Source organism: Neisseria dentiae (genome assembly GCF_024580525.1).
Lineage (GTDB): Bacteria > Pseudomonadota > Gammaproteobacteria > Burkholderiales > Neisseriaceae > Neisseria > Neisseria dentiae_A.
On the sequence record NZ_JANIKQ010000010.1, the window covers coordinates 72,390 to 88,570 of the forward strand.

Consider the following 16,181-nt stretch of genomic DNA (forward strand, 5'->3'; position numbering starts at 1 on the left):
GCATGGAAAACGAAATCTGGATACTGCTGCTGCCGATTATCCTGCTGCCGGTTTTCTTCGCAATGGGCTGGTTCGCCGCACGCGTCGATATGAAAACCGTGCTCAAACAGGCCAAAACCGTACCCGGCGGCTTTTATAAAAGCCTCGATGCCCTCGTTGACCGCAACAGCGGCAAAGCCGCGCGCGAACTGGCCGAAGTGATCGACCAGCAGCCGCAGTCTTACGACTTGAACCTCACACTGGGCAAACTCTACCGCCAGCGCGGCGAAAACGACAAAGCCATCAATATGCACCAAGCCCTGCTCGATTCGCCCGACACCGTGGGCGACAAACGCGAACGTGTGCTGTTCGAGCTGGGCCTGAACTACCAAAGCGCCGGCCTGGTCGACCGCGCCGAGCAGATTTTCACCGGCCTGCAAAACGGCAACATGGCCAAAGAAGCCCGCCAAGTGCTGCTGAGCATCTACCAGCAAGACCGCGACTGGGAAAAAGCCATCGAAACGGCGCAGCTGTTAAGCCACGACGAACAAACCTACCAATTCGAAATCGCCCAATTCTATTGCGAGCTGGCGCAGGCCGCACTATTCCAGTCCGATTTCGATACCGCCCGCCGCCATGTGCACAACGCCTTGAACGCCAACAAAAAATGCACCCGCGCCAACATGATTTTGGGCGACATCGAGCAAAAGCAAGGCCACTACGCCGCCGCCGTCGAAGCCTACACCGCCATCGAAAAACAAAACCACGCCTACCTGAGCATGGTCGGCGAACGGCTCTACGACGCCTACGACGCGCAGGGCAAACCGCAGGAAGGCTTGAGCGTGCTCATCGGCTATATGCACACCTTTCCGCAACTCGACCTGATCAACGTGATTTACGACAAATCGCTGCTACTCAACGGCGAAGCCGCCGCCAACCAAACCGCCGCAGACTTGGTGCGCAAAAAGCCCGACCTCAACGGCGTTTACCGCCTGCTCGGCCTGCAATTGAGCGGCCTGCCTCCCGAATGGAAAGCCGACGCCGACATGATGCGCGCCATCATCGGCCGCCAGCTGCAAAAAGCCGTGATGTACCGCTGCCGCAACTGCCATTTCAAATCGCAAGTCTTCTTCTGGCACTGCCCTGCGTGCAACAAATGGGAAACCTTCACCCCCAACCGCATCGAAGTATAGACTTTCAGACGGCCCCGCCGCACAGTCAGGCCGTCTGAAAAACTTCCGACACCCTTCTTTCACCGCCGGAACACACCGCCATGACCGTCAACCCCGCCGACTTCGACCCGCAAGACGCCGCCGCATTCCTCTACGCCCTCGCTTCCGCCTACCTCGAACACAGCGAAGCGCACGGCATCGAAACACTCAACGACGAACAGCACACCCTGCTGGCCTATTGCTATCTCGACAGCCAAGTGCAGGAAGGCGGCTTCGTGCAACTGATTGCCGCCGGTTACGGCGAATATATCTTCATGAATCCGCTCGCCGACAGCCTGCGCCGCTGGCGCATCAAACCCACCCCGAAAATCATCGACCAGGCCAAAGCCCTCTATGCTCAGCACGGCAGCGCCATCGAATGGCTCGCCGATGAAGACACTCCGCCCGACGCCATCCGCGCCCGTTTCGATATGTTTGAAGAGTTGGACGGAGCCTACTACGATGCCGCCGACGAAGACATCGCCGCCGCCGCAGAATATGTGCGCACCAATTGGCAAAAATTTGTACCGCCGGCGCAATAAACCGGCACAATTTGAGAATATTTTTGCCACACCCGGGCTTGGCCCGGACATAACGGAAGCATTCCTTATGCCAGTATGAATTTGGCAAAAGATTCAGGCCGTCTGAAAAATATTTTCAGACGGCCTTTCGTTTCAACCTGTTACAGGCAGAATCTTACTGCTTAAATAACGGCGGCATTCTGCACGGTATCTTCGGTGTAGAAAACCGTTTCGTTGGCGGCATAGGCGGCGGTGTCTGCCATACCGATACCAGCGCCCGCAACGGCTTGCGAACCGTCGGACAAGGCGGCCAAGCCGTTTTCAAGCACTTGTGCGCCGTTGCTTTCCAACAGGCCGTCGGAAACGGCTGCCGTGCTGCTTTCCGCCGCAGGCAGATTGGCACTGTGAACGGTTAACACGCTGCCTTCGGTAGATGCCGGCAAAATGGTGGTAGAGCCTAAATCACCGCTGTACAGATAAGCGTCGGGATAGCCGTAATCAGGATGATAGAAGCTGTCAAAATCATTGAAAGCGCTTAAATACACTTTTGCCGTGCCGGTTTCAATGCCGTCGGTTGCCGTGTATTCGATCACCACCTCGTGATCACCGGCTTGCTCGAAGTTAGTCCAATAACCAATACCTTTCTCATCAAAGTAAATCTCGGCGTTACCAGAAACCACTTCTGCATTAAGCAGCGTTAAACCATTTCCCGAAGAGGTGCTGTCGTTATCCAACACAGAAAAATAAGCAAATCCTTCATTGTTATAATCAAACGTAACAGACAGATAATCGTCATTCAACACCAACCCTGAAGCAGCGGGAACAAGGCCGAATGTTTCTGCCAAAGCAGCGCTGCTTACGCTGCCGCTGTCAAACACAAACTCCGCTGCGGCTTCACCGGCTTGGGTTTGGTTTTCAAGGGTTAAGGTGTCGCCGGTTTCTTTCAGCGTAATCACCCAATTGGCACCCTCTTCGCGCACGGTAATATCGTCAACCGTAATGCCGCTGCCGAAACGGACGATGTTGCTGCCCTCGGTATCGCGCACCACGTCATGACCGTAGCCTTGGGCGAAATAATAGGTGTCGTTACCGGCTTGGCCGCGCAACAAATCGTTGCCGGTGCCACCGTCGATATAGTCGTTACCGGTGCCGCCGAAGATATGGTCGCGGTCGGCACCGCCGTAGAGGTTGTCGTCGCCTTCGCCGCCGTCGATGGTGTCTTCGCCGCCGTTACCGTAGATGGTATCGTTGCCGCGGCCGCCGTTTAAGCGGTTGTAGTTGTCGTTGCCGGTGATGGTGTTGTCGCTGTTGTTGCCAGTGCCGTTGATGCGGGCGCTGCCGGTTAACACCAGGTTTTCTACATTGCGCGATGCGGTGTAGCTGACGCTGCTGTAAATGATGTCGGTGCCTTCGCCCGCTTCTTCGATAACGGTGTCGTCAACGTTATCAACGTAGTAAACGTCGTCTCCGGTCTGGCCGCGCATCACGTCTTTACCGGTGCCGCCGTCGAGCAGGTCGTTACCCGCACCGCCGAAGATGTTGTCGCGGTCAGCGCCGCCGTAGAGTTTGTCGTCGCCTTCGCCGCCGTCGATGGTGTCTTCGCCGCCGTTACCGTAAATGGTGTCGTTGCCGCGGCCGCCGTTTAAGCGGTTGTAGTTGTCGTTGCCGGTGATGGTATTGTCGCTGTTGTTGCCGGTACCGTTGATACGGGCGTCGCCGGTTAACACCAGGTTTTCTACATTGCGCGATGCGGTGTAGCTGACGCTGCTGTAAATGATGTCGGTGCCTTCGCCCGTTTCTTCGATAACGGTGTCGTCAACGTTATCAACGTGGTAAACGTCGTCGCCGGTCTGGCCGCGCATCACGTCTTTACCGGTGCCGCCGTCGAGCAGGTCGTTACCCGCACCGCCGAAGATGTTGTCGCGGTCAGCGCCGCCGTAGAGTTTGTCGTCGCCTTCGCCGCCGTCGATGGTGTCTTCGCCGCCGTTACCGTAAATGGTGTCGTTGCCGCGGCCGCCGTTTAAGCGGTTGTAGTTGTCGTTGCCGGTGATGGTATTGTCGCTGTTGTTGCCGGTACCGTTGATGCGGGCATCGCCGGTTAACACCAGATTCTCAACGTTTCTGGGCGCGGTATAGCTGACGCTGCTGTACACGGTGTCGGAGCCTTGACCGGATTCTTCAATAATGGTGTCGCCGCTTCCCGCGATATGGAACGTGTCGTTGCCTTCTCCGCCATACATGGTATCCAAGCCCGACAAACCGTAAATAGTGTCGTTACCGCCGTTGCCGTAGATAACGGTACGGCCCAAACTGCCGTAAAGTACGTCGTCGTTCGGGGTGCCGTTCACAACTACTGTATTGGTATCCATGATTTCTCTCCTTAATATTAAAACATTATTAATCACAGGGATAACGTTAACTTTATAACGTCAAAATCATCTTATACCTTTTCAAAAAAGGTAAAAAGATTTGCCTTTGTAAATTTATCTTAATAATAGTTTACTTAACTTATTGAAATGACGATGTATTTACAGATTAACTATAAGCACCATAGCATAAGCCTTTCGCATTTATGTAATTTCAATTTTATTTAAATTAAATATTTATTTGGTATAAACATTTTGTTGTTTCGGACACACAAAATCCAACTTAGACAAAATTTTTGCTGTTACCCTACACACCGCCGCCCTTACACCACGACTGCTCCGCCCAATCCTCGGGCTGCCCGAAAATGCTATTATTTATTTATGAAAGAGTTTTCCTGATTTTATTTGGCTCAATAAACAGGCCGTCTGAAAATGTTTTCAGACGGCCTGTTTGCCGGAAATAAAAGTTTTATAGGTTAAATAACGGCAATATTCTGCATATTGTCCTCGGTGTAGAAGGCGGTACCGTTGCTTGCGTATGCCACATTATTTGGCACCATGCCCGCCGAACCCTGTACAACAGTTTCGGTTTCGCTTCCACCCGACCAAGCCGCCAAACCGCTCTCAAGGGCTTGGGTTTGGCTGCTTTCAAGCAGGCCGTCTGAAACGCTGCGGGCAGCTGCATACAGTTCTAGGTTAACAGGGAACAGTTCGAACAGTTCGCCGAAGCTGTCGCTACTAATACTGCTGCCGTCGGCAAACACAAACTCCGACACGGCAGGCCCGCCCTGATCGTTAAACTGCTTTTGAATGGTTAATACATCATCGGTACCGGTGATTTGTATTTTCCAATCATAGGTATTTTCAGCAACGCGCACGGCCTCGGCGGTGATGTTATCCACCGTAACACCTTCGCCGAAATATAAGGTATTGTAGCCGCCCGTATCGGCCAAAACATCCTGCCCGCTGCCGAAGCCGAACCGATAGGCATCATTGCCTACATAACCATAAAAAACATCCGAACCCGTACTTGAGCCGAGCACGCTGCCTTCCGGGTTATTGGCGATATAAACCGTACCGTAATCGTTGGTGTAGATTGCATAGTCACCGTCGGCAGGGGTGACTGCAAACTCGATGATTTGATCGTGGCGGGTGGTGTCGCCGAAATAGGTGTCGTATTGCCAATACGCTACTTTGCCTTCGCTTGTATGTTTATCCGGCACAAACAATATGGTGTTGTTAAGTAAACTGCCCCATCCACGGAAAGTGGCGGCTTCGGTAATTTCGCCGGCTATTTCGTTTCTTTCCAAACCGTAACGCTGATAAATATTTATCAATCGGCCACCGCTAACCTCTGTGATATAAAGCTCATCGTCAGAAGACAGCCTCACCTTGTCGAAAACGGTATAGTTTTGATTATCGGTCATGGCCACTTCTGTTGTGGTATAGCCAATACCGAAAAGCTTGCCCATCTCATAAGAAGTCAGCGTTTGGTTGTCGAACTCGAAAAAGCTTATGGCGGAATAACCGTTGGTCTGGTTCAGCAGCGTAATGCTGTCGTCTGTACCCTTCAGCTTGATATGCCAAGTGTCCCCTTCGGTTTGCAGCCTGGAAACCGAATATGGAAACTCAATCGTACCCAGCCCTTCATAACCGGGCGTAACAGTCAACTCTAAATCCTCTGGGCGGATTCCCGGGCCGAACTTCAACGTATTGTCTGCCTGGGGTGTGTCGAATGCTTCACCCGTGCCCAAACCTATTCTGCTGAAATCCAAAACGGTATCACGGCCGGAACCTCTGCCGAAATAGTAAACATCATGGCCATAGCCACCTTCCATGCGGTCATTGCCCGCACCGCCGTCAAAATAATCATTGCCTTCTTTTCCGATCAATAAATCGTTGCCGTCTCCGCCTATCAGCCTGTCGGCTTCGGGCGTGCCGGTAATGGTTTGGCCGAAAGCTTCATCAGGCTGCGTGCCGTTTACCGCTTTCCACAGTTCCGAGGCGCCATAAAGGCCGTCTGAAAACTCGAAAGAAGCTGCGGCTTCACCGGCTTGGGTTTGGTTTTCAAGGGTTAAGGTGTCGCCGGTTTCTTTCAGCGTAATCACCCAATTGGCACCCTCTTCGCGAACGGTAATATCGTCAACCGTAATGCCGCTGCCGAAACGGACGATGTTGCTGCCCTCAGTATCGCGTACCACGTCATGACCGTAGCCTTGGGCGAAATAATAGGTATCGTTACCGACTTGGCCGCGCAACAAATCGTTGCCGGTGCCGCCGAAGATATGGTCGCGGTCGGCACCGCCATACAGTTTGTCGTCGCCTTCGCCGCCGTCGATGGTGTCTTCGCCGCCGTTACCATAGATGGTATCGTTGCCGCGGCCGCCGTTTAAGCGGTTGTAGTTGTCGTTGCCGGTGATCACGTTGTCGCTGTTGTTACCGGTGCCGTTAATGCGGGCATCGCCGGTTAACACCAGATTTTCTACATTGCGCGATGCGGTGTAGCTGACGCTGCTGTAAATGGTGTCGGTGCCTTCGCCCGCTTCTTCGGTTACGGTGTCGCCGCTTCCCTTAATATGGAACGTGTCGTTACCTTCTCCGCCATACATGGCATCCAAGCCCGATAAACCGTAAATGGTATCGTTGCCGCCGTTGCCGTAGATAACGGTACGGCCCAAACTGCCGTAAAGCACATCGTTATTCTGGGTGCCGACCACAACCACTACATCATTACCGGCAACAGGCACATAGGTATTGAGATTGGCATTCATGATTTCACTCCTTAATATTAAAAAATTATTAATCACGGAGATAACGTTAACTTTCTAACGTTATAATCATCTTATGCCTTTTCAAAAAAGGTAAAAAGATTTTATTTTGTAAAATTATTTTAAGAAATATTATCCAAGTTATTGAAATGACGATGTATTTAGAAAGGCTTTATAACACTAGAGCGGCAAGCTTTTTTTATCTTTCGTATTTATCCAAACTATTTAAATCAAATATTCATTTAAACTAAACATTTACACTTTCTCATAGGCAACAAACTTATTAAAGCAAAACCTTGACCGCATCCAAACTCATATTCCCCTCACTTCACAACAACCCGGCTCCAACACCAATCTGCTTGACACCCATACCATTTATTTATAAACAGAATATTCTGCTATCAATATAAAGCCGGCCGTCTGAAAACCATCTTGACGCATATTAAACCCGCCATAAAAACCACACATCGGATACATCTTTTCAGGTATGCTTACGCCTGTTTGATATTTGCCATAGCAAAGGAACCGTCATGACTCCGACCAGCGACATTATCGTCGTCGGCGCAGGCCCGGCAGGATTGAGCTTCGCCGCCTCTTTGGCAGGCAGCGGCCTGAGCGTTACCTTAATTGAAAAAAGCCCGCTGGAAACCCTGCAAAACCCGCCTTACGACGGCAGGGAAATCGCCCTGACGCACCTTTCCAAAGAAATCATGCAGCGTTTGGGTATGTGGCAGCGTATTCCCGAAAGCGAAATCTATCCTTTGCGCGACGCCAAAGTGCTCAACGGGCAATCCAACTATCAACTGCATTTTCCACAGCCCAACCAAGCGCGCGGCGAGCCTGCCGACTGCTTGGGCTATCTGATTTCCAACCACAACATCCGCAAAGCTGCATACGAAACTGCGGCAGAATCGGAAAACGTGTCTTTCATCTGCGCCTTGGGCGTGAAAGAAGTCAAAACCAACCCCGACCAAGCGCAAGTGGTTTTGGAAAACGGCGAAACGCTGACGGCCAAACTGTTGATTGCCGCCGACAGCCGTTTCTCGCAAACCCGCCGACAGCTCGGCATTGCATCCGATATGCACGATTACAGCCGCACCATGTTTCTATGCCGTATGAAACACACCATTTCCAATCAGCATACTGCTTACGAGTGCTTCCATTACGGCCGCACCATCGCCCTATTACCGCTGGAAGAATATTTAACCAACACCGTAATTACGGTTGACAGCGACCGTGCCTCATCTGTTCAAAACCTTTCGCCCGAAGAGTTGGCGGAAAGCGTCAAACAACAGCTTAACGGCCGCTTGGGCGAGATGGAATTGGTCAGCACCATTCACGCTTATCCGCTGGTCGGCATGTTGGCCGAACGGTTTTACGGCACCCGCAGCGCGCTGATTGGTGATGCGGCAGTAGGTATGCACCCCGTTACCGCCCACGGTTTCAATTTAGGTTTATCCAGTGCCGATATCCTTGCCGGCCTGGTCAAAGAAGCGGCACGGCAAGGGCACGATATCGCCTCCCCTACCCTGCTTTCCCACTATGACAGCAAACACGCCCTGCACGCCCGCCCGTTATATCACGGCACCAATATGCTGTTAAAACTGTTTACCGACGAAACCCCGCCCGCCAAACTACTGCGCGGTTTGGTGCTGCGTGTGAGCAATAACCTGCCGCCATTGAAAAAACTGATTACACGGCAATTAACGGGCTAGCCCGGTTTTATTCATTAACCGCTTGGTGCCAAACCGGAATATTTGTACAGCCCTATAATTAAACCAATCAATTTTCATAACAGCTCCGCCATACTCGAGCCAAGCTTGAGTATGACGTATGTTTTTTATTAAATTGATTAGCCATAACGGACAGGTATTTTCAGACGGCCTGCGACCTTTGCAAAAATACCTTGAGGCCGTCTGAAGCCAATCAAATTTTGCAAAGGTCTCAAACTGGTTCCTGTTTTACAAAAAAAAATTCAGGGCGGGTGCAAACCCGCCCTTATAAACTTTACAACAATAACTTTTGAGAAACCCCGGATATCCAAAACCCTGCCGATTACCCCCCAATACTTAATCAAATAAGCAACCGGCTTATACAGGCTCTCCGTTTTTAGGGGTGTTTCTGTTTTTATCTTTATACAACGCCACAACGATTGCGGCCTGACACCGTTTCCATTCCAAAGGAATCACAAACGAACGTCCTTCTCTCGGCAACATAATTTCGTCCGGCGCACCACGGATTACAATAGGCACGGAAATTTCAAACTTTTCTCCAAACTCACTGCGCGCATTACCGGCAATCGTATTGGCAACCTCTCCAACCAAATCCATCAGGTTAGCCTCGGAAGTATCTTTCTCACCCATCAGCTCAAGCAGTCGTTTAGCCATTTTTTCAGGAGAAGTAAAATAAACAATCCCTTTATTTTTTCCGGAAATCGCAATCACACCGGAATAATGCTGCGCTTCCGGGATAGAATTTTCAACCAAATACGGCGTGCCTACAAAAATCTCCTCCCCCGACACTCGGGTAAAATATTTTCTAACCCCTTCTAAAAATACCTGAAGCTGATCTTCTCTCACTTTTGCAACCCTTCCGCCATTTCATTGAGCGCGTCAAATAGTTCTTCATCGGTAAACGGTTTATAAAGAAACCCTCTTGCACCATATTCCAATGCTTTAATACCGGTGGCTTTATCTGCCAACGCCGAAACAACCAAAATATTGGCATCTTCATTCAGGCTGATAATATTACGGATACACTCCAGCCCATTCATTTCAGGCATAGTTAAATCCATGGTAACAATATCAGGGCGCAAAACATCATAAAGCTGCACCGCATCTCTTCCGTTTGCCGCCGTTGCCACCACGTCAAAGCGCATACTTTCCGAGCCGCGCGTAATGCGGTTACGGATAATATTGGAATCGTCCACCACCATTATTGTAAGCATCATTTTTTCCCTATATTGTGTGTTAAAGCCAATTTTATTCTAAGCATGAAAGCCTCTTTTCAATACTGATTACTCTCAGCAACCATATGATTTTAATTTTATTTTTAAAGTTTATTCGGAACCGTCAAAATAATCCTCGTATAGGAACCGGTACGCGTAGCCAAAGATACTTTGCCTTTCATCTGTTTAACGCGGTCGCTGACAATGTCCATGCCTACTCCTCTGCCGGCATCTTCACTGCTGCCGGCAGCAGTAGAAAAGCCCGGAGCAAATACTTTTTGTATCAATGCGCGGCTATCCAGTTTAGCGGCCTCTTCATGGGAATAATCACCTTGTTCTACCAGCTTGCTGCGGATTAGCTCCGGATTAATACCCGCACCGTCGTCTTGAACAGTCAACCGCACGAAATCATCACCATCTTCCAAAACCAAACGTATATGGCCCGCATCAAGTTTGTGCTGCTTAATACGTTCTTCAGGCGTTTCAATACCATGCACCACCGCGTTACGCAGCAGTTGTACCGCCAGTTCCCGAAGTTGGCTTCTGATAGTCAGATTAACTGCTTGGTTATCCATACCCTCGCAGCTGAAGTCCACTTTTTTATGATTCCGTTGCGCAAGCTCTTCAACATATTTCGATAATTGCCCTTTAACCGGTTCAGAATTGGTAGCCCGCCGAACCGCCTGACGGGAAGATTTGCCGTTATTATCTGTAGTCAGGTTATTGATGCGGTTATTGAAGTCTTCGATAGTTTGGGTCAGGTTGAATAACTCTTCCAAAGAAACTGCCAGCGTCAGGAAGTCTTCGCCATTCAAAGTTTTCCTGCCTTGCAGATCCCGCAAACTGTCTTCCAAATGTTCGGCGATAGAAACAAAACCATGCAAACTCAACGAGCTGGCATCACCCTTCAAGCCGTGCACTTCGCGGAAAATAGTTCTCAGCTTATTAAAGAAATCAGCCTGCGCCTGTACCGGCTGTTTCAATACTTCGTTAATGCTGTTATTGCATTTCTTGGCCGACTCGATGAAATCGGTTAACAGTTGCACATCGGCATTTAAAATGAACGACAGCATTTCCATCTGCAAATCATTCTGCTCACGCTCTTTGGCGATTTTGTCTTCCAGCAATACGGCATTGGTTACGTCACTTACGCTAACAAGCACCCGGGTAATTTCCCCGTCTTGGTAAACGCGGTTAAATTTGAAATCAAGGTAGCGTGTTTCTTTAACACCCGACTGGTTAGTCACATTCATCGGGCTGCGCGCCAAAGGGTTCAAGCTTTCAATTAATTTTTCTTTGGTGCGCGGATTATAAAGCTGGCGCACAAAACTGCCTGCGGTTTCCAAATCTGCGGGATTGGATACCATATCAGACAAGACACTAAGCATATTCTGACCGGCAAAATCTTTCTTACCCCACAAACGCTCCAATTCATCCGAATATTGGGAACCGATATTCAGGTTCTTATCCAATAGAAACAAACCGCTATTTACCGTTTGCAAAATCTCACGGTTTTCGCGACGAACAAGAGCAGCCGCTTGGTCGGCCTTACCTAAACGGCGCATAAAGAAGCTTACGAAAAATAGAAAGTACAGTAACGATAAGCCGATACCAACCATCTGCACTATTCTCAACTTAGCAGAGTTTTCCGTAACATCTTCATTTAAAGAAACAATAATTTCATCAATGCTTTCATAAAGCGTATCTTGGTTATCTGCTGCAAATACCACAACCGCTTTAGCAAAGTCGGGATCCGACCCTGAAGCTACCGGATATTTAATTGCACTATCAAGCAGCGGTTGGTATTGTTTCCAAATTTCTTGAACCTTACCGAGCGGTTGACGGACAGCTCCCTGACCGAGGGCTTCAACGCTATCCACCCCTTCCACCACATCATACGCGCCACCTTTATCCATGACGTTGATTAAGTTTTGCGCATAGTTGTGGGTTTCTTCCAAAAGTTTTTGATTTTCAACTTGATTGGCAACATACTCCGTCTTATCTCCCTGCCCTTGCTCGGCAGCATATTCCAAGTTTGCCAACTGCAAGGATTGGGTTGTTACCAACAAATCATAGAAAATATCACTCAAGGTGCCGGCTGCATCGATTTGAACCTGGCTTTTATTGACTTGCTGCGCAAGAAGATAGCCGCAATACATCAGCCCCGAAACGATGGCCAGAAATACGGCGATAGAAATAATGATACCGCGATAACGCTTTAATGAGGAATTTTGCTCATCCGTTAACTCTGCAACAGTTTGAGTATTACTCATAGCATCCCCTTCTTAATTGGTCATAAACAGTGCTTTACAAAAATGTTTTTATCCAGACCAAAAGCAGTTTTAATTTGACATCTTCCCTTAAAACCACATTCAACCAAGATACAATATACCAAATAACTTTCTTTATTTCAGCAACACTACCAATTTAATGTGACAGTTACAACCATCCAAAGTTCACCCAAAAAGGATAATCTTTATTATTTATAACAGCTTATATTTATCAATTCCATTGTCGTTGATTTGATACACAAGTTTACTATTATCTAAAAAATAGACTTCGCCATTTATTCTCCATCCCATACCAGCTAGAGCCGCCACCAAACCATATTCTTGCAAGACGTAGGCTAGAGAAGCATTGGCAAAATTCGCTTAAACCGAACCAACTGCGCCCAATCCATAACGAAAAAGCCCTTACTTTTCAGCAAGGGCTTCACGGTTGCATATTGCAAACCGATTTATTTCAATTTGGTTTCTTTGTAAATCACGTGCTTGCGGGCAACCGGATCGAATTTTTTAATCTCCAGTTTGCCGGGCATGGTACGTTTGTTTTTGGTCGTGGTGTAGAAGTGACCGGTACCGGCTGATGATTCCAATTTGATTTTATCGCGCATTACAGTATTCCTTGTAATTCGTTAATTAAGCTTCGCCGCGGGCGCGCATTTCAGCCAAAACAACATCGATGCCTACTTTGTCGATGGTGCGCAGCGCAGCATTGGATACGCGCAGGCGAACCCAGCGGTTTTCACTTTCTACCCAGAAACGACGTGATTGCAAGTTGGGCAAAAAACGACGTTTGGTTTTGTTGTTGGCGTGTGATACGTTATTGCCAGACATCGGGCGTTTACCGGTCACTTTGCAAACTCGTGCCATGGTTAGTCTCCAAACTTCTAAAATAGTAAAACGCGATTTATACCACAAAAAGCATTTGTGTTTCAAGCTTGTTTTTTGAAAAGGCGGTGTTTTTCTGTTTCCTCAGGGCGGATTCTGTTGTTTTCAAACCGAATAGTAGAGGCCGTCTGAAAGGTTTTCAGACGGCCTCTACGAGTTTTTACTGCATATTATTAAATGTATCAATGGCGGAAATGGCGCACGCCGGTGAGCACCATCGCAATGCCGTGTTCGTCGGCTGCGTCGAACACTTCCTGATCGCGCATCGAGCCGCCGGGGTGGATGATGGCTTTGATGCCCTGTTCGGCAATCACGTCGATGCCGTCGCGGAACGGGAAGAAGGCGTCTGATGCGGCGCAGGCACCATTCAGATCGAAGCCGCCGTCCTGCGCTTTGCGGGCGGCGATGCGGGTGGAGTCGACACGGCTCATTTGCCCTGCGCCGATGCCGTAGGTTTGGCCGCCTTTGCCGAACACGATGGCATTGGATTTCACGAACTTCGCCACGTTCCACACAAACATCAAATCCGCCCATTCCTGCTCGGTCGGTTGGCGTTTGCTCACCACTTTCAAATCTTCGCGGCGGATGCGGTGGATGTCTGGCGTTTGCACCAACAGGCCGCCGCCCACGCGTTTGAGTTCGAAGCGGTTGGCACCGGCCAAAAGCGGCACTTCCAACACGCGCACGTTTTTCTTGGCGGCGATGATTTCTTTGGCTTTGTCGGTGAATTTCGGCGCCATCAGCACTTCGAGGAACTGGCCGGTAACGGCTTCTACGGTTTCGGCGTCCACTTCGCGGTTAAAGGCGATGATGCCGCCGAACGCGCTGGTGGTGTCGGTGGCGAACGCCAGTTTGTAGGCGTTGAGCGGGGTATCGGCCACCGCCACGCCGCAGGGATTGGCGTGTTTCACGATGACGCAGGCGGGTGCGTCAAACGCTTTAACCGCTTCCCAAGCCGCGTCGGCATCGGCGATGTTGTTGTAAGACAATTCTTTGCCCTGCAACTGGTTATAGGCGGCCAGGCTGCCGGCGGCAGGATACAGGTCGCGGTAGAACGCGGCTTGCTGGTGCGGGTTTTCGCCGTAGCGCATTTCCTGCACTTTCACCCAGCTTTGGTTGAACTGTTCAGGGAATTCGCGGATTTCCGGCTCGCCCGAAAGTTTTTCGTCCGACACGCTGGTTAAATAATTGGAAATCATGCCGTCGTATTGGGCGGTATGACTGAAGGCTTTGCGCGAAAGGTTGAAGCGGGTTTTGTCGCTCAGCTTGCCGCCGTTGTTTTGCAACTCTTCAATCACTGCGGCGAAATCGCCGTTGTCGGTAACGATGGCGACGTGTTTCCAGTTTTTGGCGGCGGAGCGCACCATGGTGGGGCCGCCGATGTCGATGTTTTCAATCGCGTCTTCCAGCGTGCAGCCGGGTTTGGCGATGGTGGCGGCAAACGGATAAAGGTTGACGCACACCAGATCGATGTTGCCGATGCCGTGCTCTTCCATTTTGGCGACGTGTTCGTCCAAATCGCGGCGGCCGAGGATGCCGCCGTGGATTTTCGGGTGCAGTGTTTTGACGCGGCCGTCGAGCATTTCGGGGAAGCCGGTGTAATCGGCCACTTCGATAACGGGTATGCCGGCGTCGGCCAGCAGTTTGGCGGTACCGCCGGTGGAGAGGATTTCCACGCCGAGTTTATCGAGCGATTGGGCGAATTCGACAACGCCTGTTTTGTCGGACAGGCTGATAAGGGCACGTTTTACGGTTGCCATTTCGGTTCCTTATTTTAAAGAGTCAAACAACGGTAGATAAAGATAATCATAAGGCCGTCTGAAAACATGATGCTTTCAGACGGCCTTGTTTTACATTATGAATCCAGCAAACCATACTGCACCAGTTTCTTGCGCAGGGTGTTGCGGTTCAGCCCCAGCATGGCGGCGGCTTTGCTCTGGTTGCCGCCGCATTCGGCCATCACGCACCGCAGCAGCGGTTTTTCAACCTGCTCCAGCACCATATCGTATACGCCGCAGGCGGCTTCGCCGTTGAGGTCGCGGAAATATTGTTGTAGGTTTTGTTCGATACAGTGGGCGATGTCGGGCGGGGTGTTTTTCATGATTTCTCTTATTATATATGTATTTATTTTATGTGTTCGGACAGCTTGCGGGTGCAGAGGCCGTCTGAAAATACTGCTTAACGGTAGGCACACGGCCAGCGGTCGGTGGTTTCGGGGGCTTTTTCCAAAAACGCCGCCAGCGCATCGTATTGCTCCGCCGCGCTTTCCATGCGGTTGATTTCGCGGCGGACGGTTTCGCCGGCGGGCAGCTCAGCTATATACCAACCTATGTGTTTGCGGGCGATGCGCACGCCGTCGCGCTCGCCGTAAAATTCGTGCATGGCGCCGATATGGCGCAAGGCGGTTTCGCCGCATTGCGCCACGCTCAGCGGCTCAGGCAGGCGGCCGTGTTCGGCGAAATAGCTTATATCGCGGAACAGCCACGGCTGCCCCTGCGCCCCGCGTCCTATCATGATGCCGTCGGCACCGGTTTGCGCCAGCACGGCCTGCGCTTTCTGCGGGCTGGTGATGTCGCCGTTCACCCACACGGGTATGTTCAGACGGCTTTTGGCTTCGGCAATCAAGTCGTATGATGCCTCACCCCGATACATCTGCGTGCGCGTGCGCCCGTGAATGGCGATGGCGGCTATGCCCGCCTCTTCGGCCATGCGCGCTACGGTTAAGATGTTTTTGTGTTCGTCGTGCCAGCCCAAACGGGTTTTCAGGGTAACGGGCACATTAACGGCTTTTACCACGGCATTTAATATTTCGTACACCAGCGGTTCGTTCTGCATCAGTGCGCTGCCCGCCGAAACGTTGCAGACTTTTTTGGCCGGGCAGCCCATGTTGATGTCGATAACCTGCGCGCCCAGCCCGACGTTATAACGCGCGGCTTCGGCCATCTGCGCGGGGTCGTTGCCGGCAATCTGCACCGCCGCTATGCCGCTTTCGCCGGAAAAATCGCTGCGGCGCAGGGTTTTGCGGGTATGGCGCAGGGTCGGGTCGCTGTTGAGCATTTCGCCCACCGCCCAACCCGCGCCGTATTCGCGGCAGAGGCGGCGGAAAGGTTTGTCGGTAATGCCTGCCATCGGCGCAAGTGCGACGGGGGTGTCTATCAGATAAGCGCCGATACGCATGGGTGGAACGGTGGGGTGTGAAAATGGCGATTGTACATTTTT

At 50.7% G+C, this 16,181-nt stretch carries 13 protein-coding genes; 3 read left to right on the plus strand and 10 right to left on the minus strand.

Going from position 1 to position 16,181, the window contains the following annotated elements; genetic code table 11:
- Positions 1-2: 2 nt before the first annotated feature.
- Positions 3-1,172 carry a lipopolysaccharide assembly protein LapB gene (lapB, locus tag NQ012_RS07505; protein ID WP_257066989.1) on the plus strand — a complete coding sequence of 390 codons (1,170 nt, stop codon included), beginning with the start codon at positions 3-5 and terminating at the stop codon, positions 1,170-1,172.
- 80 nt (positions 1,173-1,252) lie between these two features.
- The gene (locus NQ012_RS07510; protein ID WP_257066990.1) at positions 1,253-1,732 is read left to right on the plus strand and encodes a DMP19 family protein; all 480 of its coding nucleotides are present in this window, start codon (positions 1,253-1,255) and stop codon (positions 1,730-1,732) included.
- A gap of 161 nt (positions 1,733-1,893) precedes the next feature.
- Here the strand turns inward: NQ012_RS07510 and NQ012_RS07515 are convergent, their stop codons facing one another.
- Together NQ012_RS07515 and NQ012_RS07520 are read right to left on the minus strand one after the other, a co-directional pair.
- Positions 1,894-4,080: a calcium-binding protein gene (locus NQ012_RS07515; protein ID WP_257066991.1), complete on the minus strand. Its 2,187-nt coding sequence runs from the start codon at positions 4,078-4,080 to the stop codon at positions 1,894-1,896.
- Between the two features lie 473 nt (positions 4,081-4,553).
- Positions 4,554-6,848 carry a calcium-binding protein gene (locus tag NQ012_RS07520; RefSeq protein WP_257066992.1) on the minus strand — a complete coding sequence of 765 codons (2,295 nt, stop codon included), beginning with the start codon at positions 6,846-6,848 and terminating at the stop codon, positions 4,554-4,556.
- A gap of 527 nt (positions 6,849-7,375) precedes the next feature.
- Here NQ012_RS07520 and ubiM point away from each other — a divergent pair.
- Positions 7,376-8,560, plus strand: coding sequence for a 5-demethoxyubiquinol-8 5-hydroxylase UbiM (gene ubiM / locus NQ012_RS07525; RefSeq protein WP_257066993.1), 1,185 nt, complete (start codon positions 7,376-7,378; stop codon positions 8,558-8,560).
- A gap of 375 nt (positions 8,561-8,935) precedes the next feature.
- On the opposite strand, the gene NQ012_RS07530 is transcribed toward ubiM, so the two are convergent.
- From NQ012_RS07530 to dusB, 8 genes are all read right to left on the minus strand, one after another.
- On the minus strand, positions 8,936-9,424 hold the full coding sequence (locus NQ012_RS07530; RefSeq protein WP_257066994.1) for a chemotaxis protein CheX: 489 nt from the start codon (positions 9,422-9,424) through the stop codon (positions 8,936-8,938).
- Positions 9,421-9,795 carry a response regulator gene (locus NQ012_RS07535; RefSeq protein WP_257066995.1) on the minus strand — a complete coding sequence of 125 codons (375 nt, stop codon included), beginning with the start codon at positions 9,793-9,795 and terminating at the stop codon, positions 9,421-9,423. Before NQ012_RS07535 ends, NQ012_RS07530 begins: the two co-directional genes overlap by 4 nt.
- Positions 9,796-9,896: 101 nt before the next feature.
- Positions 9,897-12,065 (minus strand): ATP-binding protein, encoded by a 2,169-nt coding sequence (locus NQ012_RS07540; protein ID WP_257066996.1) that lies wholly within the window; start codon positions 12,063-12,065, stop codon positions 9,897-9,899.
- Between the two features lie 464 nt (positions 12,066-12,529).
- The gene (gene rpmG, locus NQ012_RS07545) at positions 12,530-12,685 is read right to left on the minus strand and encodes a 50S ribosomal protein L33 (protein ID WP_003684373.1); all 156 of its coding nucleotides are present in this window, start codon (positions 12,683-12,685) and stop codon (positions 12,530-12,532) included.
- Between the two features lie 25 nt (positions 12,686-12,710).
- The gene (rpmB, locus tag NQ012_RS07550) at positions 12,711-12,944 is read right to left on the minus strand and encodes a 50S ribosomal protein L28 (RefSeq protein ID WP_085364522.1); all 234 of its coding nucleotides are present in this window, start codon (positions 12,942-12,944) and stop codon (positions 12,711-12,713) included.
- A gap of 200 nt (positions 12,945-13,144) precedes the next feature.
- Positions 13,145-14,722, minus strand: a complete 1,578-nt coding sequence (purH, locus tag NQ012_RS07555) for a bifunctional phosphoribosylaminoimidazolecarboxamide formyltransferase/IMP cyclohydrolase (RefSeq protein WP_257066997.1) — start codon at positions 14,720-14,722, stop codon at positions 13,145-13,147.
- A 95-nt stretch (positions 14,723-14,817) separates the two neighbouring features.
- Positions 14,818-15,063 carry a Fis family transcriptional regulator gene (locus NQ012_RS07560; protein WP_085365210.1) on the minus strand — a complete coding sequence of 82 codons (246 nt, stop codon included), beginning with the start codon at positions 15,061-15,063 and terminating at the stop codon, positions 14,818-14,820.
- A gap of 77 nt (positions 15,064-15,140) precedes the next feature.
- The gene (gene dusB / locus NQ012_RS07565; protein ID WP_257066998.1) at positions 15,141-16,139 is read right to left on the minus strand and encodes a tRNA dihydrouridine synthase DusB; all 999 of its coding nucleotides are present in this window, start codon (positions 16,137-16,139) and stop codon (positions 15,141-15,143) included.
- Positions 16,140-16,181 lie beyond the last annotated feature (42 nt).

Excerpts from the sequence above, each read along its gene's own strand:
- lapB (WP_257066989.1), top strand. The coding sequence starts at position 3 with ATGGAAAACGAAATCTGGATACTGCTGCTGCCGATTATCCTGCTGCCG.
- NQ012_RS07510 (WP_257066990.1), top strand. The coding sequence starts at position 1,253 with ATGACCGTCAACCCCGCCGACTTCGACCCGCAAGACGCCGCCGCATTC.
- NQ012_RS07515 (WP_257066991.1), bottom strand. The coding sequence starts at position 4,080 with ATGGATACCAATACAGTAGTTGTGAACGGCACCCCGAACGACGACGTA.
- NQ012_RS07520 (WP_257066992.1), bottom strand. The coding sequence starts at position 6,848 with ATGAATGCCAATCTCAATACCTATGTGCCTGTTGCCGGTAATGATGTA.
- ubiM (WP_257066993.1), top strand. The coding sequence starts at position 7,376 with ATGACTCCGACCAGCGACATTATCGTCGTCGGCGCAGGCCCGGCAGGA.
- NQ012_RS07535 (WP_257066995.1), bottom strand. The coding sequence starts at position 9,795 with ATGATGCTTACAATAATGGTGGTGGACGATTCCAATATTATCCGTAAC.
- NQ012_RS07540 (WP_257066996.1), bottom strand. The coding sequence starts at position 12,065 with ATGAGTAATACTCAAACTGTTGCAGAGTTAACGGATGAGCAAAATTCC.
- rpmG (WP_003684373.1), bottom strand. The coding sequence starts at position 12,685 with ATGCGCGATAAAATCAAATTGGAATCATCAGCCGGTACCGGTCACTTC.
- rpmB (WP_085364522.1), bottom strand. The coding sequence starts at position 12,944 with ATGGCACGAGTTTGCAAAGTGACCGGTAAACGCCCGATGTCTGGCAAT.
- purH (WP_257066997.1), bottom strand. The coding sequence starts at position 14,722 with ATGGCAACCGTAAAACGTGCCCTTATCAGCCTGTCCGACAAAACAGGC.
- NQ012_RS07560 (WP_085365210.1), bottom strand. The coding sequence starts at position 15,063 with ATGAAAAACACCCCGCCCGACATCGCCCACTGTATCGAACAAAACCTA.
- dusB (WP_257066998.1), bottom strand. The coding sequence starts at position 16,139 with ATGCGTATCGGCGCTTATCTGATAGACACCCCCGTCGCACTTGCGCCG.